We start from the raw sequence: 19,991 nt of genomic DNA, 5'->3' as shown, positions 1-19,991 counted from the left end.
CGACACCGTGCACGGAATTGCGCGATAAATCGCGCCGCTACGACAGATAAAAGAATGGCTGGCATTTGCCAGCCATTCTTATGTTATTTCAGCAAGAACGCGCGCAGCGCGGCGAAATCTGCTTTCAAATTATGCGACAGCAGCGGCAGGTCGGCACGCTCAGCCAGTGCTTCCGGCAGCGGCAGCGTCTGCTCCAGAATCGCTTCCACGCTCTCCTTGAACTTCGCCGGATGCGCAGTGCCAAGGAACAGGCCGTACTCACCTTCCTGCAACTGATCGCGCAGCAGACGATAAGCAATCGCCGCATGCGGTTCAGACAGATAACCGATTTCTGCCAGCTCACGCATGGTCGCTTTGGTGGTTTCGTCGCTCACCGCACCATAGGCCAGATCGCCCAGACGCCAGGTTTTGCGGCGGAACAACTCTTCCACGCGCGGCCAGTTGTTCGGCTGGCTCACATCCATAGCGTTGGACAGCGTGGCAACGGTGGCATGCGGCGTCCATTCGCCATTGGCGAGGAAGCGCGGCACAGTATCGTTGGCATTGGTGGCAGCGATAAAGCGTTTGATCGGCAGACCGAGTGATTTCGCCAGCAGGCCTGCGGTCAGGTCACCAAAGTTACCACTTGGCACCGACACCACCAGCTGATTGCGTTTTTCCTGCGGCAGTTGCGCCACAGCTTCAAAGTAGTAGCAAATCTGCGCCAGCAGACGGCTGATGTTGATGGAGTTGGCTGAGTTCAGGCCGATCGCCTTTTTCAGTTCTTCATCATCAAAGGCTTGTTTCACCAGCGCCTGGCAGGCATCGAAATCGCCGTCGATGGCGATGGTTTCGATGTTCCCCCCCAGGGTGCAGAACAATTTTTCCTGCAACGGGCTGATTTTGCCCTGCGGATAGAGGATCACCACGCGCACGTTTTCCATGCCGTAAAACGCATGGGCTACTGCTGCGCCGGTATCGCCAGACGTGGCGGTCAGAATGGTGATTTTTTCATCGGCACCGCTGACATACGAAAGCATCTGCGCCATAAAACGGCCGCCGAAGTCTTTGAACGCCAGCGTCGGGCCATGAAACAGTTCGAGGCAGGCGACATCGTCGCTCACTTTTGCCACCGGGGCCGGGAACGCAAACGCGTTTTTCACGCGCTCAGCCAACTGATGTGCGGCAATTTCGTCACCGATGTAAGCCGAGAGGATTTTGCTGCTGCGGGTAACAAAATCCATCTCCAGCATCGCATCGATGTCGGTCAGTTCAAATTCCGGCAGTTCGAGCGGAAAAAACAGCCCCTGCTGCGAGCCAAGGCCCTGCTTCACGGCCTGAGCGAAGCTCACCTGCTCGTTATGATCCTTAAGGTTGTAGAGTTTCATGCGTTATCCCAATTTACGTGCGCCAGCCGTATCAAGACGGCAGATATGGACGAAACCTTCTTCATTTTGCAGATAGTGCTGGCTCAGCCAGTCTGCCATCCGCTGTGCCGTTGCCATCTCGTTGCAAACGGCGAAAAGTGTCGGGCCGGAACCCGAAATACCGCAGGCCAGCGCGCCAATATCGGCTGCTGCCTGGCGTGCTTCCGCAAAGCCCGGCAGCAGTTTGGTGCGATACGGCTCCGCCACCACATCCTGCATCAGCTTCGCGGCCAGTTCTGGCTGCTGAGTATGACAGGCATGGATGAAACCGCCCAGTAAACGACCGTGTTTGATGATGTCCTGTTTACGATACTGCGCCGGTAGAATCGCACGCGCTTCAGCGGTGGAGACTTTGATGCCCGGATAGGCCATCACCCACAGCCACTCGTCAAACGACGGCACTGACTGGCTGATAATGCCGTTCTCTTCAATCATCAACTGCACGCCGCCGAGGAAGCACGGCGCAACGTTGTCGTAATGCACGCTACCGGAGATACGTCCTTCCAGCTCGCCCATCAATGCCAGCAGTTCGGTGTCATTCAACGGTTTGCCGCAAAATTCGTTCATCGCCATCAGGCCAGCCACGACCGAGCAGGCGCTGGAGCCAAGACCCGAGCCGATCGGCATGTTTTTTTCCAGCGTCATCGCCACCGGCACATCTTTACCAATCGCTTCACAAAAACGCTGCCAGCACTGATAAACAATGTTTTCCTGTGGATTGTCCGGCAGTTTGCTGACGAAGCGCCCTTTGTTTACCAGGCTAAAGCGGTCGGCCGCCTCGACCGACACACAATCACCCAGCAGGGTGCCATCCACCGGCGAAACCGCCGCGCCAAGCACATCAAAGCCGACGCTGACGTTACCTATCGAGGCCGGTGCATAAATTTTTACCATCATCAAACTCCCAACTTCCACGACAGCGTGCGCAGCAGATCGGCAAACACACCGGCTGCGGTCACATCATTCCCGGCACCGTATCCACGCAGAACCAGCGGGATCGGCTGATAATAACGGCTATAGAACGCCAGGGCGTTTTCGCCATTTTTGACTTTAAACAGCGGATCGTTACTGTCCACTGCATCAATTTTCACTTTGCAAGCACCACCCTCTTCGATGGCACCGACGAAGCGTAACACTTTACCTTCATCACGCGCTTTGGCAACGCGCGCCGCAAAGGCGTTGTCCAGTTCCGGCAAACGCTGCATGAATTGCTCAACGTCAGCAATCTCCGTCAGACTGGCAGGCAGCAGCGGTTCGATCTCGATATCGCTCAGCTCCAGTTGATGTCCCGCTTCACGCGCCAGAATCAGCAGCTTACGCGCCACATCGGTGCCCGACAGGTCATCACGCGGATCCGGTTCGGTGAAGCCCATGTCTCGCGCCATTTTGGTCGCTTCAGACAGGGAAACGCCCTCATCCAGCTTGCCGAAAATAAACGACAGCGAGCCGGAAAGAATACCGGAGAATTTGATCAGCTCATCACCGGCATTCAGCAGATTTTGCAGGTTCTCGATCACCGGCAAACCCGCCCCCACGTTGGTGTCATACAGGAACTTACGGCGCGATTTCTCCGCTGCCGCACGCATCTGCTGGTAATAATTCCATGAAGAGGTGTTGGCCTTTTTGTTCGGCGTCACGACATGGAAACCATCCGCGAGGAAATCCGCGTACTGATCGGCCACCGCCTGGCTCGAAGTACAATCGACAATCACCGGGTTCAGCAGGTGATACTCTTTCACCAGACGGATCAGACGACCAAGATTGAACGGTTCTTTGGCTTCCGCCAGCGCCCCTTTCCAGTTACTGAGATCGATGCCGTGCACGTTGGTCAGCAACGCGCGCGAGTTAGCGATGCCACACACCCGCAAATCGATATGCTTTTGCTTCAGCCACGCCTGCTGACGATGTAGCTGCTCCAGCAACGCCGCGCCGACGCCGCCGACACCGACCACGAACACTTCAATCACCTGATCGGTGGCAAACAGCATCTGGTGCACCACACGCACGCCAGTAGTGACTTCATCGTTGCTCACCACGGCAGAGATGGAACGCTCCGAGGAACCCTGGGCAATGGCCACGATATTGATATTGGCTCGCGCCAGCGCGGAGAAGAACTTGGCAGAGATGCCACGCAGGGTACGCATGCCGTCACCGACCACCGAGATAATCGCCAGTTGCTCGACCACTTCCAGCGGGTCCAGCAAGCCGTCTTTCAATTCGAGGTAGAATTCATCTTCCAGCACGCGGCGCGCGCGCGCCAGCTCGTTCTGCGGCACGCAGAAGCTGATGCTGTACTCGGAAGAGGATTGGGTAATCAACACCACCGAGATACCGGTGCGCGACATCGCAGCAAACACGCGTGCCGCCATGCCAACCATGCCTTTCATCCCCGGTCCGGAGACGTTAAACATCGCCATGTTGTTGAGATTAGTGATGCCTTTTACCGGGTTTTCATCATGCTCACCTTCGCCACCAATTAAGGTGCCGGGTGCTTGCGGGTTAGCGGTGTTTTTAATCAGGCAGGGAATCTGGAACTGGGCAATCGGGGCGATGGTGCGGGGGTGCAGCACTTTGGCACCAAAGTACGACAGCTCCATTGCCTCCTGATAGGACATGGACTTCAGCAGGCGCGCATCCGGCACCTGACGCGGGTCACAGGTATAGACGCCATCGACGTCAGTCCAGATTTCACAACAGTCAGCACGCAGACAGGCCGCCAGTACCGCTGCCGAATAGTCAGAACCGTTACGGCCCAGCACCACCAGTTCGCCACGCTCGTTTCCGGCGGTGAAACCGGCCATCAGGATCATATGATCGGCAGGGATCTGGCTGGCGGCGATACGGCGGGTGGATTCATTGATATCCACGGTAGATTCAAGGTAGTGGCCGACGGCCAGCAGTTTTTCCACCGGGTCGATGACCGTCACTTTGTAGCCGCGCGCCTGGAGCAGCGCTTCCATAATGGCGATGGACAGCTTCTCACCCCGGCAGATGATGGCAGCATTGACCGCATCCGGGCACTGTCCCAGCAGGCTGATGCCATGCAGCACCTGCTTAAGTTGAGCAAATTCGAGGTCAACGCGAGTCTTCAATCCATCATAATCGAAGCCCGGCTGTGCATCGGCCAACCCCTGCAACAGCTCGGCAAAAATACGTTCGGCATCGCTGATATTCGGCAACGCATCCTGCCCGCTAATGGTTTTCTCAATCATCGCCACCAGATGATTGGTAATTTTCGCTGGCGCAGAGAGTACGGTTGCAACCTGTCCCTGTTGCGCATTGCTTTCCAGAATGTCTGCCACGCGGAGAAAACGTTCCGCATTGGCTACCGAGGTCCCGCCGAATTTCAGCACTCGCATGGTTAAAGCTCTCCTGAATTTATGCCGAAAAAAAAGCCCGCACTGGTTAGGTGCGGGCTTCTTTTTTGTTTTTCCTGTATGCGTCAGCCCGCACCGTTACCTGTGGTAATGGTGGTGGTAATAATAATGGTGGTGTTCAGGCTGTTTGTACGCATTGAGATTTTTTTCTGTCTGTCTTGATTGTCCGTCTGCCTTCCAGAATTAAAGCAAAGCGCACGTTAAGTCAACGAATTTGTCCTAAGCCGGATTTTTCGCCACTACGCAGTGCTGCGCTTTGCCCGGAAAATGCCATCGGGATCGTTCAGCAAATAGCCACAACCCCCGATCTGTCACTGCAAAGTCAGGATTTACCCGAGTTATTATCTATAAGTTTTTTTTTCTACGTCGTGCAGCAGACGGTGCAGCATGGCGCTGTCACGTTGTTCCAGCAAACCGATACGTTGATCGATCCAGTCCACCATCTTGGCATCGTCGTCCACTGCCAGACGAACCAACAATTGCTGGAAACGCACCCGCAACGCCTGCAACTGCTGCGCATCCGCCATCGCTGCGGGCTGGGCCGCCACCTGATTCAGCGCAGAAAGTTGGTAGCAATACACCATCACTGCCTGACCGAGATTGAGCGAGGGATAGTCGTTTGCCATCGGAATGCCGGTGAGCAGGTCTACCTGTTCCAGCTCCTCATTGGTCAATCCGCTATCCTCGCGGCCAAACACCAGCGCTATCCGGCTCAGCCACTGGCGTTTCTCCTGCAAAATGGTTTCCACTTGTGCGGGTGTGGCGTAGTAACGGAACTTCGCCCGGCTGCGCGCCGTGGTCGCGACAGAGAAGTCCACGTCCTGAAGTGCGTCACTAAGCGTGTCATAAGTTTTTACGCTATCAAGGATTTCGCCTGCGCCGTGCGCCACGCGTCGGGCCGCCGGATCCTGCCAGGCATCGCTGGCGACAATACGCAACTCGCTAAAACCCATGGTTTTCATGGCACGGGCGGCGGCACCGATATTTTCTGGTCGGGCGGGAGAGACAAGAATGAGGGGGAAATGCATGATTTTTCCATCGAACTGTTAACAACTCAGCGTATGTTGGCATGCACACCGGAAAATACCAACCATGCGGATATAAGAAAATAAGATGTTAAGGATGTTAAAACAGAATAAAACCGCGAGGTAGCATAAATTAACGTATTAAAGCTAAATTTCCGTGCCATTTTATTATAAAAGCATTAGATATCATCTTATTGAAATATAATTTCCGGCAAGTTTTTGTTTTGCTATTATGCAGCCGGAATGTAGCAAAAATGCTGCTTTTTGTGAGCTAAGCTGGCATTCCTGGAGAAGTTTTTCATAAAAGTGTTAACGTGCTACACTTGCATTTGATATAAGTCAACGAAGCGTTGTTTTTATGCTTATCGGTTGTTGTTGGTGCTGTTAGGTTGCTGTTAATACGGTTAGGATAAGCGCCAGTCCGATACCCACGGGGCACGCAAATATTCATCCTGACTGGCTGAGCTAACACTGAAGTTGACGTAGATGGATGGTGTATTCCGAAGATTATTTCGTACACCGGTTGCGAACGGCATGCTGTTACGATTAACAGTAAGTGCAACCGCCGTACGCCCTGTTTTCGATTTGTTGGCAAATTTTAGGTAGCGAAACATGCAGACCCCGCACATTCTTATCGTTGAAGACGAACTGGTCACGCGTAACACCCTCAAAAGCATTTTTGAGGCTGAAGGTTACATGGTCTATGAAGCCACCGACGGCGCCGAAATGCATCAGGTTCTGACGGAAAACGACGTCAATCTGGTGATTATGGACATCAACCTGCCGGGCAAAAACGGCTTGTTGCTGGCGCGTGAACTGCGTGAGCAGGCGAACGTAGCGCTGATGTTCCTCACCGGCCGTGATAATGAAGTGGACAAAATCCTTGGTCTGGAAATTGGCGCGGATGATTACATCACCAAGCCATTTAATCCGCGTGAGCTGACCATCCGTGCGCGTAACCTGTTGTCGCGTACCATGAATCTGGCGATGCCCAATGAGGAGCGTCGTCAGGTGGAAAGCTATCGTTTCAACGGTTGGGAGCTGGATATCAACAGCCGCTCACTGATCAGCCCGAACGGCGAGCAGTACAAGCTGCCGCGCAGTGAATTCCGCGCCATGCTGCACTTCTGCGAAAACCCAGGCAAAATTCAGACCCGTGCTGACCTGCTGAAAAAGATGACCGGTCGCGAGCTGAAGCCGCATGACCGCACCGTGGATGTCACCATCCGCCGTATCCGTAAGCATTTCGAATCTACGCCGGATACCCCAGAAATCATCGCCACCATTCATGGCGAAGGTTATCGCTTCTGCGGTGAGTTGCAGGACTAATCTGCACATATCTGTTCTGTAGCGGCGCGATAAATCGCGCCGCTACGAATAGGTGCCAGCCTGTTGTTAATGCCAGGGCATAATCGGCACAGCGCTCAGCGCGTTTTTTGGCGAGCCTTCCACCACTTTATCTGAGTAGGCCAGGTAGACCAGCGCGTTGCGCTTTTGATCATAAAAGCGTACAACCTGTAGCTTCTTAAAAACCAGCGATGTGCGCTTCTGGAACACCACATCCCCCTGCGCTTTACCTTGCGCAATTTTATCGCTCAGCGTAACCGGCCCTACCTGCTGGCAGGAAATCGCCGCATCGGAAGTGTCCTCGGCCAGACCTAATCCGCCTTTGATCCCACCGGTTTTCGCCCGGCTGATATAACAGGTTACATTTTTTACATCGGGGTCATCAAAGGCTTCCACCACGATCTTATGATCGGGGCCAAACATCTTGAAAACCGTGTCAACTGAGCCGATCTCCTCTGCCTGGAGGGATCCCGCGAAGGCATATGTTGCCAGGGTGACTATAAGAAGGCGAGCTATTGTCATGGAGTTACCATTGCAAACGGAATAGATGAGAATGTAATGTACTGGCAATCGATAACAGAACCAAACCAAATGGGTAACAACCCGCATTGATGTAGCACAGTCGACTTACAAAACCGCCCTCTCGCCTTTTTGCATTTCGTGCTATTATTCGACGACTTCATAAGTTGCGCCACCAGAGAGTTATGAGGATGTTTTATGGACCAAGCCGGTATCATTCGCGATTTGCTTGTCTGGCTGGAGAGCCATCTGGATCAACCCCTTTCACTGGATAATGTCGCCCTGAAAGCGGGCTATTCCAAATGGCATCTGCAGCGCATGTTTAAGGACGTGACAGGCCACGCGATCGGCGCTTATATCCGCGCTCGCCGGCTGTCTAAGGCCGCGGTGGCGTTACGCCTCACCAGCCGCCCGATACTCGACATCGCCCTGCAATACCGTTTCGATTCCCAGCAGACCTTTACCCGTGCGTTCAAAAAGCAGTTTAATCAGACGCCCGCCTGGTATCGTCGTTCGTCAGACTGGAACTCCTTCGGTATCCGCCCGCCGATTCGTCTGGAAGATAACCACATGCCTGAGCCGCAGTTTGTCACGCTGCCGGAAACGGTGTTGGTGGGTCAAACCCAAAGCTACAGCTGCACGCTGGAGCAGATCTCCAGCTATCGCGACGAAATGCGTGTGCATTTCTGGAAACAGTTCCTGCTGGAAACCGATACCGTGCCGCCGGTGCTGTATGGCTTGCATCAGGTACGCGCCAGCCATGAAAAGGATGATGAGCAGGAGATTCTCTACACCACCGCGGTGCCTGCCGATCAACTGGCAAAAAGCATGCAATCCAATCAGAGTGTGATTCTGGAAGCGGGTGATTATGTGCAGTTCACCTATAACGGACCGCGTACCGCGTTGCAGGAATTTATTCTGCTGCTGTACGGGACTTGCATGCCCACGCTGGGCCTGGTACGTCGTCAGGGGCAAGATATCGAACGTTTCTTCACCCACGGTGGCAAGAAGCGTAGTGAGCCACCTACCGAGATTCGCTGCGAGTATCTGATTCCGATCCGTCCGATGCAGGAACGCTAACAGCAAAATGCCGTCGTCATGACGGCATTTTCATATTGCGCTTCAGCGTTGCAATTCATCCAGCGCTGGTGCATCAAGATGTGACACATCCCCGGCCGTCTCCACCACCCAACCTGCTGCCAGCCAGGCGCTCTGCTGATGGTCAACGCGAGAGATGGAGCAGTTACGCAGACGCAAACGGCGTTCGGCATGTGCCGGTAAACCAAGAATGGTACTGACCAGCACGCCAAGTGCCATACCGTGGCTGACAATCAGCGGACGACTGCCTGCCGGTAATCCGAGACAATCATTTAACGCCGCGTGCATCCGCGCCGCCATCTCCGCCATCGACTCACCGCCAGGAATGCGACCGTTTTCGGTGCCATCCACCAGAGTTTTCCGCCAGCTCTCTTCTTCCGCCGTCAACCCTTCGATTGGGCGCTGTTCCAGCACCCCCATATTGAGTTCGCGCAGGCGCGCATCAAGCGTTACCCCACAACCGCAGGCATCCGCGATAATTTCCGCAGTGCGACGAGTACGTCCTAAATCGCTGGCAATCACATGGGTAATCCCCAGCGATTTAACGCGCTCACCCACCTGATGGGCTTGTTGCTCACCTTTTTCCGTCAGCGGACTGTCGGACTGCCCCTGAATGCGTCGGGCCGCATTCCAAACCGTTTCACCGTGACGAACAAGATAGACCTGTAGCATGCTTAATTTCCGTTATACTGCGACAAATTTGCCTTGAGGGTTCAAACAATTATGTACCATGTTGTCGCAGCCACCATCAATCCGGCAAAAATCCGCGCGATTGCACAAGCGTTCAACGACGTTTTCGGCGAAGGATCCTGCCATATTGAAGGGGTCGAGGTCGAGAGCGGCGTTGCAGCCCAGCCGCTGACGGATGTCGAAACGCGAACTGGCGCACGTCAGCGTGTTGCCAACGCACGCGCCAAAAAAGCGGATGCGGACTTTTGGGTGGCCATTGAAGCCGGAATTGAAGGCGACAGCGCCTTCGCGTGGATGGTGGTGGAAAATGCGCAGCAGCGCGGTGAATCACGCTCCGCCAGCTTTACGCTGCCAGCAGTAGTGATGGCAGGTTTGAGCGCCGGTCATGAGCTGGGTGATGAAATGGCGCGCTTAACCGGCGTGGAAAATATCAAACAGAAAGGCGGGGCGATTGGTGCCTTTACCCACGGGCTGCTGACGCGTTCCAGCGTCTACCATCAGGCGCTGATTCTGGCGCTTTGCCCGTTCACCCATCCGTTGTACCAACAGTGATCAGGCGCGTCCCAGACGCGCTTCCAGCCAACGTTTCAGCTCCGGCGGAGCTTCTTTCAGGCTGTTGGAGCCACGGGTGATGGTGGCAATGCCAACGCCCAGCTCATTCTTCAGCTCACGCTGGCTCATCTCTCCGTTCATCAACTCTTCAATGATGCGCAGACGCGTGCCAAAAGATTCCCGCTCATCCGGGGTCATCATCAATTGCAGCAACGGTAAGGCGACGCCATCGGCGAAGGCATTTTGCATCAGGTCAACAAAACGCAGCCAGTTATCTTCAACAGGCTGGGAAGAAAGGGGTTGGCTCATGAAGGGCTTCCGTACTCATTAACGAGTACGGAAGCATAGCACAGTCAGTAGCGGCGATTCCACTCGCTATCTGCCAGAATCTTATCGGGTTGTCCCATGAAGTAACGATAGTAGGCATCATACGCCAGCACGTTCTTCACGTAGCCACGGGTTTCCGAGAAGGGAATGGTTTCAATAAACGCCACCGCATCCAGACGCCCACCACTGTTGTTCAGCCAGCTACGCACTCGCGACGGTCCGGCGTTGTAAGCTGCCGAGGCAAAGATACGGTTCTGCTCAAACTGCTGATAGACATAATCCAGATATTGCGTACCAATCTGGATATTGGTTTGTGGATCAAGCAATTGGCCGCTGTTCACATAACCGGGAATGTTATACATCTTCACGGTATGCGTGGCGGTCGCGGGCATCACCTGCATCAGCCCACTGGCCCCCACCGGCGAACGCGCTTTCGGGTTCCACGCACTCTCCTGACGCGAAATCGCCATGGCATAACTTTGCGGAATCGCTTTGCCGCTGGTGTATTGCTGATACAGATTGCGCCATGCCAGCGGGAAGCGTTCTTTCAGGCTGTCCCACATTTTGGCGGTAATGGTGGCCTGCACGCTCAGATCCCACCAGTCCTGCTCATTGGCGTAGCGCGCCAGCATCTGCTGCTGCTCACGGGTTTTGCTGGAAATCAGGTTAGCCCATTCGCTGCGCGCCAGGTTATCCAGCCCCCAGTACATCAGCTCGCGCACCCGTGCCAGCTCCGCCCCCTGCACCAGATTGCTCTCCGGTGCCGGAGCCGGATTCACCTGCAACGGGTAGTCGACGCCCAACCGCTGGGCCGCCACCATCGGATAGAAACCCCGTCCCTGCATCAACTTGCGCAGGATTTCGTCGGCTTCATCTTTACGTCCCTGCTCAATCAGCAGATCGGCCTGCCAGTATTGCCACTCATCTTTCTCTTTGGCCTCTACCGGCAGGCGAGCAATCCAGGTATTCAGTCCACGCCGGTCGTTATTACCCAGCGCCAGTCGCACCCGGCGCTCAATCAACGTGGTGGATTCGCTGTTCATCACCACGTTATCGCGCCAGCGCGCCTGCTCAGAAGTCACATCGTTGCCCATGAGACGCCACGCGACGATCTCTTTCAGCGCCTGCTCATCTGCCGGTCCCATCTTCTGCGACTGCACCAGTCCCGGAATCATCAGGCGCGCATTTTCTGCGTCCTGCCGTGCCACACGGGCGAAAGCAAAGTTGGTGGCCTGGCGGGTAAAATCCGTCGGCCCAACGCTGCTGGCAAAGCTGGTGACGGTTTGCGGGTTCTGCTGCAACGTCATCACTGCCGTGGCGATGGTTTGATAATCCGCTGGCAACATCTTCGCCAGATAATTGACCAGGCTATCGTTACCCTCTTTCATCGCCAGGCGAATACGCTCAAGGATGGTGATCGGCGAGAGTTGCCCGGCAGATTGCCACACTGAGAACAACTGGTCGCAATCATTAGGCAGCGATGTCCCGCGCAGCCAGATATCTTTCGCGCCATCAAATGCCACCTGCTGCTGGCCGGTGGCCCACTTGGCGTAATACCAGTTACAACGCGCCTGTACCGGTTGCGGTGCTTCCGGGCTGAAATTCAGCAATTCCTGCCATGCCTGACGGTGTGCCAGCACATTGACAAAACGGGTGGAGAGCGCACGCGCAGGCGGTAACGTCGGGTATTGTTGAATAAAATTCTTCACCGCCAGCGGCGTTTCCTGATCGAGATCCTGCGCCAGCATACGGTATTGCAGATAAGGATAGAGCGGGTAATCCTGTAGCGTTGGCATCAACTGTGCCACGGTGTCCATCTGCTTGTTATCCCAGGCTTGTTTTATCTGGGCATAACGCTGTCGTTGCTGGTCTAGCGAATCGGCCCACACGCTGCTGGCCGCACTGACCAGGCAGATCCCTATAATCCAGTTACGCCACTTATCCACTTCACTCTCCTCTTTGTGCTGCGATCCAGCTGCATGCCAGACTTTCTTCATGCTAACCAGGCCAACACGCTCTTGCCATGTTCTTCATAAAATTTACGATCACGCACCGCTATCGACCAGATGCTGCGCCGCCATTGTGCACTTATTCATCACAAAAACTTATCGTACTGGAACTAATTTCGCATAATCATTCTGTTACAAATATGGCACGGCCTTTGCTCTGTTGAATTCCATCTTGTATACCAGTTGGAATTCACTCATGGCATCGACTTTTGGCTACACGCTTCAGGATTGGCAACAGCGTTACCAACAGGAACCGCAGCAGATCACCGCCCTGCTGGAAGCACACCTCGCAGCTATCGATAACCAGGATAATGCGTGGTTGTATCTCGCCACCCCGGCACAACTTCAGGCACAAATTGAACCGCTGTTAGCCAGCTATCTGCGCAACCCGGCGGCACTGCCGTTGTTTGGCGTACCTTTTGCCGTCAAAGACAATATCGATGTCGCGGGCTGGCCGACGACCGCCGCTTGCCCGGCGCTGACTTATACCGCCAGCGCAGATGCCTTTGTCGTCGCCCAACTGAAAGCCGCCGGCGCGGTGGTCATTGGCAAAACCAACCTCGACCAATATGCCACCGGTCTGGTCGGCACCCGTTCCCCTTATGGTGCGGTGCGTAATACCTTTAATGCCGACTACGTCAGCGGCGGCTCCAGTTCCGGCTCGGCGTCGGTACTGGCACGCGGTCTGGTAGGCTTCTCGCTCGGCACCGATACCGCCGGTTCCGGTCGCGTACCGGCTGGCTTCAATAATGTGGTGGGCCTGAAACCGACCAAAGGCTGGTTCTCGGCCAGTGGTTTGCTGCCCGCCTGCCGCCTGAACGACACCATTTCAGTATTTGCCTTGACGGTGGAAGATGCCTTTGCCGTCGCCAGCGCCGCTGGCGGTTATGACGCGGCCGATGCCTATTCGCGCAGCAATCCGCATACTGCGCCCGCCAGCATCAAGGCACACCCCGACTTTGCCATTCCGGCCAACCCGGAATTCTTTGATGACAAGCAAGCAGAAGCCGCCTGGGACAGTGCACTGGAACGCCTGCTCGCCAGCGGTGCTACGCTGCACCCCATCGACTTTACCCCATTCCAGCAACTGGCCGAGCAGCTGTACTACGGCCCGTGGGTAACGGAGCGCACCGTGGCGGTGGGCGAGATGATCAACCGCCCGGAAGAGATGGACCCGGTGGTCTATGGCATCGTGAAAAGCGGTCTGGATTACAGCGCGGTCGATGCCTTCAAAGCCGAATATCTGCGCGCGGAACTGACGCGCCAAATTCAGCAAACGCTGGCGCAGTTCGATGCGCTGGTGGTGCCGACCTCCCCCACCATCCACACCGTTGAAGAGATGAAGCAGGAGCCGGTGCGCTACAACTCGCAGTTCGGCACCTACACCAACTTCACCAATCTGGCCGACCTCAGCGCGCTGGCGCTACCGGCACCGTTCCGTGCCGATGGCCTGCCGGCGGGCATCACCCTGATCGCCCCCGCCTGGCATGATCGTGCCCTGGTGGAATTCGGCCTGCGCTGGCAGCAGCAGTTGGCATTGCCGCTCGGTGCCACCGGCAAAGCGCAGCCGACGCAGCATCGCGCACTGCCGCCTTCCGCCGATCATGTGCGCGTCGCAGTCGTGGGTGCTCACCTCACCGGTATGCCGCTCAACTTCCAACTCACCACCCGCCAGGCGGTGTTGGTGGAGGAAACCACCACCGCCAGCCATTACCGCCTGTTTGCGCTGCTGGATGGGCCGATCAAAAAACCGGGCCTGCTGCGCGATGAACAAGGGGCAGCGATCACCGTCGAGCTGTGGGATATCCCGCTGGCACGCTTTGGCGAGTTTGTGGCGGAAATCCCGCCGCCGCTGGGAATTGGCTCGCTGACGCTGGCCGATGGCCGGGTGGTGAAAGGTTTCATCTGTGAACCGATGGTGCTGAAACAGGCACTGGAGATCACCGAATTTGGCGGCTGGCGCAACTGGCTGACATCCCTGGGGAGTAAATAATCATGTTCAGTACCGTTCTGATTGCTAACCGTGGCGAAATTGCCTGCCGCGCTATCCGCACCCTGAAACGTCTTGGCGTGAAAAGTGTGGCGGTATATTCCGACGCTGACCGCAACGCACGCCATGTGAAAGAGGCTGATGTGGCGATTGCCCTTGGCGGCGACAAAGCCAGCGACAGCTACCTGAGAATCGAAAAAATCCTTGCTGCCGCTAAAGAAACCGGCGCAGAAGCCATCTGGCCGGGCTACGGTTTCCTTTCTGAGAGCCTGCCGTTTGCCGCCGCCTGCGAAGAAGCCGGTATCGCCTTTGTTGGCCCAACCGCGCAGCAGATTGGCGAGTTTGGCCTCAAGCACCGCGCCCGAGAACTGGCAGCCAGTGCTGGCGTGCCGATGACGCCGGGCACCGCGTTGCTGACCTCGCTGGAAGAAGCCCTGAGCGCTGCCGATCGCATCGGTTATCCGGTGATGCTGAAAAGCACCGCCGGTGGTGGTGGTATCGGCCTGACGCGTTGCGCCGACGCCGATGCGCTGCGCAACGCCTGGGAGAGCGTGCGTCGTCTCGGCGAACAATTTTTCAGTGACGCAGGCGTGTTTCTTGAGCGCTGCATCGATCGCGCCCGCCATGTTGAAGTACAGATTTTTGGCGACGGCAGCGGCAAAGTAATTGCTCTGGGCGAACGCGACTGCTCGCTGCAACGTCGTAATCAGAAAGTGGTGGAAGAAACTCCAGCGCCAAACCTACCGCAGGCCACGCGTGAAGCGCTGCTGGCCTCAGCGGTGCGTCTCGGCGAGCTGGTCAGCTACCGTAGCGCAGGCACCGTGGAATATATCTACGACGCCGAACAGGACGCGTTCTATTTCCTCGAAGTCAACACCCGCCTCCAGGTAGAACATCCGGTCACCGAGTGCGTCACCGGTCTTGATCTGGTGGAGTGCATGTTGCAAGTGGCGGCGGGCGACAGCCTCGACTGGGCGCGAATGCAGCAGGCACCGCAAGGCGCCTCCATTGAAGTGCGCCTGTACGCGGAAGATCCGCTGAAAAACTTCCAGCCCAGCCCTGGCGTGCTGACCGGCGTCAGCTTCCCGGACGATGTGCGCGTTGATGGCTGGATCGATACCGGCACCGAAGTCTCCGCGTATTACGATCCGATGGTCGCCAAGCTGATCGTCCATGCCGACACCCGTGATGCCGCGCTGGCGAAAATACAGCAAGCGCTGGGGGCCACCCAACTGCACGGTATCGCCAGTAACCTGGATTATCTGCGTCAGATCGTTGCCACCGAGGCGTTCCGCAGCGGCAAGGTCTGGACACGTTACCTCGACAGCTTCACCCCGGCGGCCAGCGTGATTGAAGTGCTGCAACCCGGCACCTTCAGCAGCATTCAGGATTTTCCGGGTCGCCTCGGCTATTGGGATATCGGCGTGCCGCCATCTGGCCCGATGGATGATTTTGCCTTCCGTCTTGCCAACCGCATTGTTGGCAACCACGAAGCCGCTGCCGGTCTGGAATTCACCCTGCAAGGCCCGACGCTGCGTTTTCACAGCGACGCGCTGATTGCCCTGACCGGTGCCGATTGCCCGGCCGATCTCGACGGTGAGCCGGTTAGCTACTGGCAACCGGTCAAGGTCACGGCAGGACAGACACTGACACTGGGCCGCGCCCACAGCGGTTGTCGCACTTATCTGGCCGTGCGTAACGGTTTTGATGTGCCGGAGTATCTCGGCAGCCGTTCAACCTTCTCACTCGGCCAGTTTGGCGGCCATGCCGGACGTACGCTACGCGTCGCCGATATGCTGCCGATCTCCCAACCTCTGCTTGCGGCCTGCACCACGCCTGCGCCAGTCAGCGAACCCCAGGCGCTCGATCACGCTCTGGTGCCGCACTACGGCAGCGAATGGCGTATCGGCGTACTCTACGGACCGCACGGCGCACCGGATTTCTTCACCCAGGCCGCTATCGATGAATTCTTCGCCAGCGACTGGCAGGTACATTACAACTCCAACCGTCTTGGTGTGCGTCTGGTAGGTCCGAAACCGAGCTGGACGCGTGCCAACGGTGGCGAAGCCGGGTTGCATCCTTCCAACGTGCACGACTGTGAATATGCCATCGGCGCGGTGAACTTCACCGGTGACTTCCCGGTGATCCTTACCCATGACGGCCCAAGCCTCGGCGGCTTCGTCTGCCCGGTCACCATCGCCAAAGCCGAGCTGTGGAAAGTTGGTCAGGTGAAGCCGGGTGATCGTATCCGATTCCACCCCATCAGCGCCGACGAAGCGGTGGCGCTGGAGAAAGCCCAGGCCCATAGCGTCGCGACCCTGCGTTCTGCCCATGCACCTGCGTTTGACGTACCGTCACTGGCGGCCAGCGACATCGGCTCGGCGACGCTGCTGGCGGCATTACCCGCCACCACCAGCACCCCGGCAGTGGTATATCGCCAGGCCGGTGATAAATACGTGCTGATTGAGTACGGCGACAACGTGCTGGATCTGGCACTGCGCCTGCGCGTGCATCTGTTGATGCAAGCACTGCGGGATCGCGCCGTGCCTGGTGTGGAAGAGTTGTCACCCGGCGTGCGTTCGTTGCAGGTGCGCTACGACAGCCTGATCCTCAGCCAGCCGCAACTGATGGCGTTGCTGCTGGAACTGGAAGCCGGACTGGGTGATGTCAGCCAGTTGAAAGTACCGTCGCGCATTGTCTGGATGCCGATGGCATTTGAAGATAGCGCCACGCTCGGCGCGGTGGAACGCTACAAAGAAACCGTGCGCGCCACTGCCCCGTGGCTGCCGAACAACGTCGACTTTATTCAGCGTATTAATGGCCTGGAGAGCCGTGAAGCGGTGCGCGATACCATTTTCGATGCCAGCTACCTGATCCTCGGTCTGGGCGATGTCTATCTCGGCGCGCCCTGCGCGGTGCCGGTCGATCCGCGTCATCGCCTGCTGAGTTCCAAATATAGCCCGGCGCGTACCTTCACCGCTGAAGGCACCGTAGGCATTGGCGGCATGTACATGTGTATCTACGGCATGGACTCCCCCGGTGGCTACCAGTTGGTCGGCCGCACGCTGCCCATCTGGAATAAATTCCTGAAAAACGATCAGTTCGCGGCCGACGAACCCTGGCTGCTGCACTTCTTCGATCAGGTGCGTTTCTACCCGGTAAGCGAAGCAGAACTGACACAGTTACGCGACGACTTCCGCGAAGGTCGCGCACGTATCCGCATCGAGGAGACGCTGTTCGACTTCGCCGCCCATCAGCAATTCCTGGTTGAGCACGCCGACTCGATCGCTGAGTTCCGTGCCCGCCAGGCCGCCGCCTTTGAACAGGAAGTGACGCTGTGGGCGCAGGAGGAGCAGAACGCACCGCTGACCAGTGAAGAGACGCTGGTGGTGGCGGAAGAGGACGACTCCGCACTGGCGGTGAGCGCCGATATGAACGGCAACATCTGGAAAGTGCTGGTGCAGCCGGGTGATGAAGTGGCCGCCGGTCAGACGCTGATCATCGTCGAGGCGATGAAAATGGAGCTGGCTATTGTCGCACCCGAGGCGGGTCGCGTGAAACGTATCGCCTGCCAGGCGGGGCGTCCGGTGAGTCCGGGCGACACCCTGCTGTGGCTGGAATAAGGAATGCCCATGAGTACCAGCCCGCAACGCAGCAAAGGCCGTCCGGAAGCGCTGGCAGAGAAAGTCTACCAGGCGCTGAAGAACGATATTTTCGAGTTTCGCCTGATGCCCGGCGACCGCTTTAGCGAAAGCGAAATCGCCGAACGGATGGAGGTCAGCCGCACGCCGGTGCGTCAGGCGCTTTTCTGGCTGGAGCGGGAAGGTTATGTCGAGGTGTGGTTCCGCAGCGGCTGGCAGGTTAAGCCGTTCAACTTTGAATACTTCGAGGAGCTATACGATTTCCGCACCGTGCTGGAACGCGAAGCGGTGCGCCGTCTCTGCTCGCTGCCGCCGTTGCAGTGCGCGGAAACCCTGACCGAGCTGAAAATTTTCTGGATCGATAACCCGCGTCTGGAAGATGGCAAAACCGTGTCACTGCACGACGAAGCCTTTCATATGGCGCTGGTCAGCGCCACTGGCAACCGGGAAATGGCCCGTGTGCACGCCGAACTGACCGAAAAAATTCGCATCATCCGTCGTCTCGACTTCACGCGCGACGACCGGGTCGATGCCACGTACCGCGAGCACGCTCAGATTTTACGGGCGATATTTCAGCAACATACCGAGGAGGCACAGCGCATTCTGACCGACCATATCGCCGTCAGCAAAGCAGAGGTCAGAAAAATCACTTTACACATGTTACAGCAGGCCCGGCTTCAACCCATTGAATAACAACACATTACACATTTAGGGGTTTAAACGATGAAAAGACGTTCGTTGCTTAAGGCTTTCGCTCTCTCCGCTACCGTTGTCAGCATGGGCTTTGCCTTTGGTGCCCAGGCTGCCGATACCATCAAAGTGGGGATTATGCACTCGCTCTCCGGCACCATGGCCATTTCGGAGACACCGCTGAAAGATGTTGCGCTGATGACCATTGATGAAATTAACGCCAAAGGTGGCGTGCTGGGCAAAAAGCTGGAACCGGTGGTAGTTGACCCGGCCTCCAACTGGCCGCTGTTTGCCGAGAAAGCCCGTCAGCTGCTGACGCAGGACAAAGTCGCGGTGGTGTTTGGCTGCTGGACCTCGGTATCGCGTAAATCGGTGCTGCCGGTGTTTGAAGAGTTGAACGGCCTGCTGTTCTATCCGGTGCAATACGAAGGGGAAGAGATGTCGCCGAACGTGTTCTACACCGGTGCGGCACCGAACCAACAGGCGATTCCGGCGGTGGAATATCTGATGAGCGAAGACGGCGGCAGCGCTAAACGCTTCTTCCTGCTGGGCACCGACTACGTCTACCCGCGCACCACCAACAAGATCCTGCGCGCCTTCCTGCATTCGAAAGGGGTACAGGACAAAGATATCCAGGAAGTGTATACGCCGTTTGGTTACAGCGATTACCAGACCATCGTCTCCAACATTAAGAAATTCTCTGCGGGTGGCAAAACTGCGGTGATCTCCACCATCAACGGCGACTCCAACGTGCCGTTCTACAAAGAGCTGGCGAACCAGGGCATCAAAGCCACCGATATTCCGGTGATCGCCTTCTCGGTGGGCGAGGAAGAACTGCGCGGTATCGATACCAAACCGCTGGTGGGTCAGTTAGCGGCGTGGAACTACTTTGAGTCAGTCGATAACCCGACCAACGCGAAGTTTGTCGCCGATTACAAAGCCTATGCCAAAGCGCATAACCTGCCGAACGCCAACACCGTAGTGACCAACGACCCGATGGAAGCGACCTATGTCGGCATCCATATGTGGGCGCAGGCGGTAGAGAAAGCCGGTACCACCGATGTGGATAAAGTACGTGCCGCCATGGCCGGACAAACCTTTAAAGCGCCGGACGGTTTCACCCTGACCATGGACAAAACCAACCACCATCTGCATAAGCCGGTGATGATCGGTGAAGTCGAAGAGAACGGTCAGTTCAACGTGGTGTGGCAGACCGACAAACCGGTTCGCGCCCAGCCGTGGAGCCCGTATATCGCCGGTAACGATAAGAAGCCTGATTATCCGGTGAAATCAACGCAGTAAGGTGCGGCCTGGGCCCTC

15 protein-coding genes, 1 pseudogene and 1 other annotated feature are annotated in these 19,991 nt (G+C 56.7%); of the genes and pseudogenes, 7 read left to right on the top strand and 9 right to left on the bottom strand.

All coding sequences use genetic code 11. The features are described from left to right. Window positions 1-83 precede the first annotated feature (83 nt). The 5 genes and pseudogenes from thrC to CTZ24_RS03185 form a co-directional block, all read right to left on the bottom strand. Window positions 84-1,367, bottom strand: coding sequence for a threonine synthase (gene thrC / locus CTZ24_RS03205; RefSeq protein WP_208724760.1), 1,284 nt, complete (start codon window positions 1,365-1,367; stop codon window positions 84-86). 3 nt (window positions 1,368-1,370) lie between these two features. Beyond that, complete coding sequence (thrB, locus tag CTZ24_RS03200; protein WP_208725488.1) at window positions 1,371-2,300, bottom strand: homoserine kinase; 930 nt, start codon at window positions 2,298-2,300, stop codon at window positions 1,371-1,373. A 2-nt stretch (window positions 2,301-2,302) separates the two neighbouring features. Next, window positions 2,303-4,765, bottom strand: a complete 2,463-nt coding sequence (gene thrA, locus CTZ24_RS03195; RefSeq protein WP_021184789.1) for a bifunctional aspartate kinase/homoserine dehydrogenase I — start codon at window positions 4,763-4,765, stop codon at window positions 2,303-2,305. Window positions 4,766-4,791: 26 nt separating this feature from the next. Next, window positions 4,792-4,913, bottom strand: a sequence feature (Thr leader region). Then, window positions 4,849-4,920, bottom strand: coding sequence for a thr operon leader peptide (gene thrL / locus CTZ24_RS03190; RefSeq protein WP_071783593.1), 72 nt, complete (start codon window positions 4,918-4,920; stop codon window positions 4,849-4,851). (Overlaps the previous feature by 65 nt.) 185 nt (window positions 4,921-5,105) lie before the next feature. After that, a pseudogene (locus CTZ24_RS03185) lies at window positions 5,106-5,811 on the bottom strand (tRNA/rRNA methyltransferase). Window positions 5,812-6,420: 609 nt separating this feature from the next. Here CTZ24_RS03185 and arcA point away from each other — a divergent pair. Further along, a complete protein-coding gene (arcA, locus tag CTZ24_RS03180; protein WP_013507799.1) occupies window positions 6,421-7,137 on the top strand; it encodes a two-component system response regulator ArcA in 717 nt (238 codons plus the stop codon). 66 nt (window positions 7,138-7,203) lie between these two features. On the opposite strand, the gene creA is transcribed toward arcA, so the two are convergent. Further along, complete coding sequence (gene creA / locus CTZ24_RS03175) at window positions 7,204-7,677, bottom strand: protein CreA (RefSeq protein ID WP_013507798.1); 474 nt, start codon at window positions 7,675-7,677, stop codon at window positions 7,204-7,206. Between the two features lie 195 nt (window positions 7,678-7,872). On the opposite strand from creA, the gene robA reads away from it, so the two are divergent. Further along, window positions 7,873-8,754: an MDR efflux pump AcrAB transcriptional activator RobA gene (gene robA / locus CTZ24_RS03170; protein WP_208724758.1), complete on the top strand. Its 882-nt coding sequence runs from the start codon at window positions 7,873-7,875 to the stop codon at window positions 8,752-8,754. Window positions 8,755-8,796: 42 nt separating this feature from the next. Here robA and gpmB read toward each other — a convergent pair whose 3' ends face one another. Next, window positions 8,797-9,444 carry a 2,3-diphosphoglycerate-dependent phosphoglycerate mutase GpmB gene (gpmB, locus tag CTZ24_RS03165; protein ID WP_208724757.1) on the bottom strand — a complete coding sequence of 216 codons (648 nt, stop codon included), beginning with the start codon at window positions 9,442-9,444 and terminating at the stop codon, window positions 8,797-8,799. A gap of 51 nt (window positions 9,445-9,495) precedes the next feature. Between gpmB and yjjX the strand changes: the two genes are divergently transcribed. Then, window positions 9,496-10,014, top strand: a complete 519-nt coding sequence (gene yjjX, locus CTZ24_RS03160) for an inosine/xanthosine triphosphatase (RefSeq protein WP_021184794.1) — start codon at window positions 9,496-9,498, stop codon at window positions 10,012-10,014. Here yjjX and trpR read toward each other — a convergent pair whose 3' ends face one another. Both trpR and sltY read right to left on the bottom strand, forming a co-directional pair. Next, complete coding sequence (gene trpR / locus CTZ24_RS03155) at window positions 10,015-10,323, bottom strand: trp operon repressor (protein ID WP_013507794.1); 309 nt, start codon at window positions 10,321-10,323, stop codon at window positions 10,015-10,017. It lies immediately after the preceding gene. Window positions 10,324-10,367: 44 nt separating this feature from the next. After that, window positions 10,368-12,287 (bottom strand): murein transglycosylase, encoded by a 1,920-nt coding sequence (gene sltY / locus CTZ24_RS03150; protein ID WP_208725487.1) that lies wholly within the window; start codon window positions 12,285-12,287, stop codon window positions 10,368-10,370. A gap of 259 nt (window positions 12,288-12,546) precedes the next feature. On the opposite strand from sltY, the gene atzF reads away from it, so the two are divergent. Genes atzF through urtA form a run of 4 tightly spaced genes read left to right on the top strand, consistent with a single transcriptional unit; the run spans window position 12,547 to window position 19,973 of the window. Next, the gene (gene atzF, locus CTZ24_RS03145; protein ID WP_208724756.1) at window positions 12,547-14,343 is read left to right on the top strand and encodes an allophanate hydrolase; all 1,797 of its coding nucleotides are present in this window, start codon (window positions 12,547-12,549) and stop codon (window positions 14,341-14,343) included. A gap of 2 nt (window positions 14,344-14,345) precedes the next feature. Continuing rightward, window positions 14,346-17,963, top strand: coding sequence for an urea carboxylase (gene uca / locus CTZ24_RS03140; protein ID WP_208724755.1), 3,618 nt, complete (start codon window positions 14,346-14,348; stop codon window positions 17,961-17,963). Between the two features lie 9 nt (window positions 17,964-17,972). Further along, window positions 17,973-18,674: a GntR family transcriptional regulator gene (locus tag CTZ24_RS03135; RefSeq protein WP_021184798.1), complete on the top strand. Its 702-nt coding sequence runs from the start codon at window positions 17,973-17,975 to the stop codon at window positions 18,672-18,674. 30 nt (window positions 18,675-18,704) lie between these two features. Then, window positions 18,705-19,973 carry an urea ABC transporter substrate-binding protein gene (gene urtA, locus CTZ24_RS03130; RefSeq protein ID WP_021184799.1) on the top strand — a complete coding sequence of 423 codons (1,269 nt, stop codon included), beginning with the start codon at window positions 18,705-18,707 and terminating at the stop codon, window positions 19,971-19,973. Window positions 19,974-19,991: the final 18 nt, after the last annotated feature.

This window comes from Pantoea phytobeneficialis, assembly GCF_009728735.1.
Taxonomy (GTDB): domain Bacteria; phylum Pseudomonadota; class Gammaproteobacteria; order Enterobacterales; family Enterobacteriaceae; genus Pantoea; species Pantoea phytobeneficialis.
The sequence above is the reverse complement of the archived record's forward strand: the minus strand, read 5'-3'. Positions and strand labels throughout refer to the sequence as shown.

Bases quoted from the DNA above. Each gene is read 5' to 3' on its own strand.
- thrC (WP_208724760.1), bottom strand. From the start codon at position 1,367: ATGAAACTCTACAACCTTAAGGATCATAACGAGCAGGTGAGCTTCGCT.
- thrB (WP_208725488.1), bottom strand. From the start codon at position 2,300: ATGGTAAAAATTTATGCACCGGCCTCGATAGGTAACGTCAGCGTCGGC.
- thrA (WP_021184789.1), bottom strand. From the start codon at position 4,765: ATGCGAGTGCTGAAATTCGGCGGGACCTCGGTAGCCAATGCGGAACGT.
- arcA (WP_013507799.1), top strand. From the start codon at position 6,421: ATGCAGACCCCGCACATTCTTATCGTTGAAGACGAACTGGTCACGCGT.
- creA (WP_013507798.1), bottom strand. From the start codon at position 7,677: ATGACAATAGCTCGCCTTCTTATAGTCACCCTGGCAACATATGCCTTC.
- robA (WP_208724758.1), top strand. From the start codon at position 7,873: ATGGACCAAGCCGGTATCATTCGCGATTTGCTTGTCTGGCTGGAGAGC.
- gpmB (WP_208724757.1), bottom strand. From the start codon at position 9,444: ATGCTACAGGTCTATCTTGTTCGTCACGGTGAAACGGTTTGGAATGCG.
- yjjX (WP_021184794.1), top strand. From the start codon at position 9,496: ATGTACCATGTTGTCGCAGCCACCATCAATCCGGCAAAAATCCGCGCG.
- trpR (WP_013507794.1), bottom strand. From the start codon at position 10,323: ATGAGCCAACCCCTTTCTTCCCAGCCTGTTGAAGATAACTGGCTGCGT.
- atzF (WP_208724756.1), top strand. From the start codon at position 12,547: ATGGCATCGACTTTTGGCTACACGCTTCAGGATTGGCAACAGCGTTAC.
- uca (WP_208724755.1), top strand. From the start codon at position 14,346: ATGTTCAGTACCGTTCTGATTGCTAACCGTGGCGAAATTGCCTGCCGC.
- CTZ24_RS03135 (WP_021184798.1), top strand. From the start codon at position 17,973: ATGAGTACCAGCCCGCAACGCAGCAAAGGCCGTCCGGAAGCGCTGGCA.
- urtA (WP_021184799.1), top strand. From the start codon at position 18,705: ATGAAAAGACGTTCGTTGCTTAAGGCTTTCGCTCTCTCCGCTACCGTT.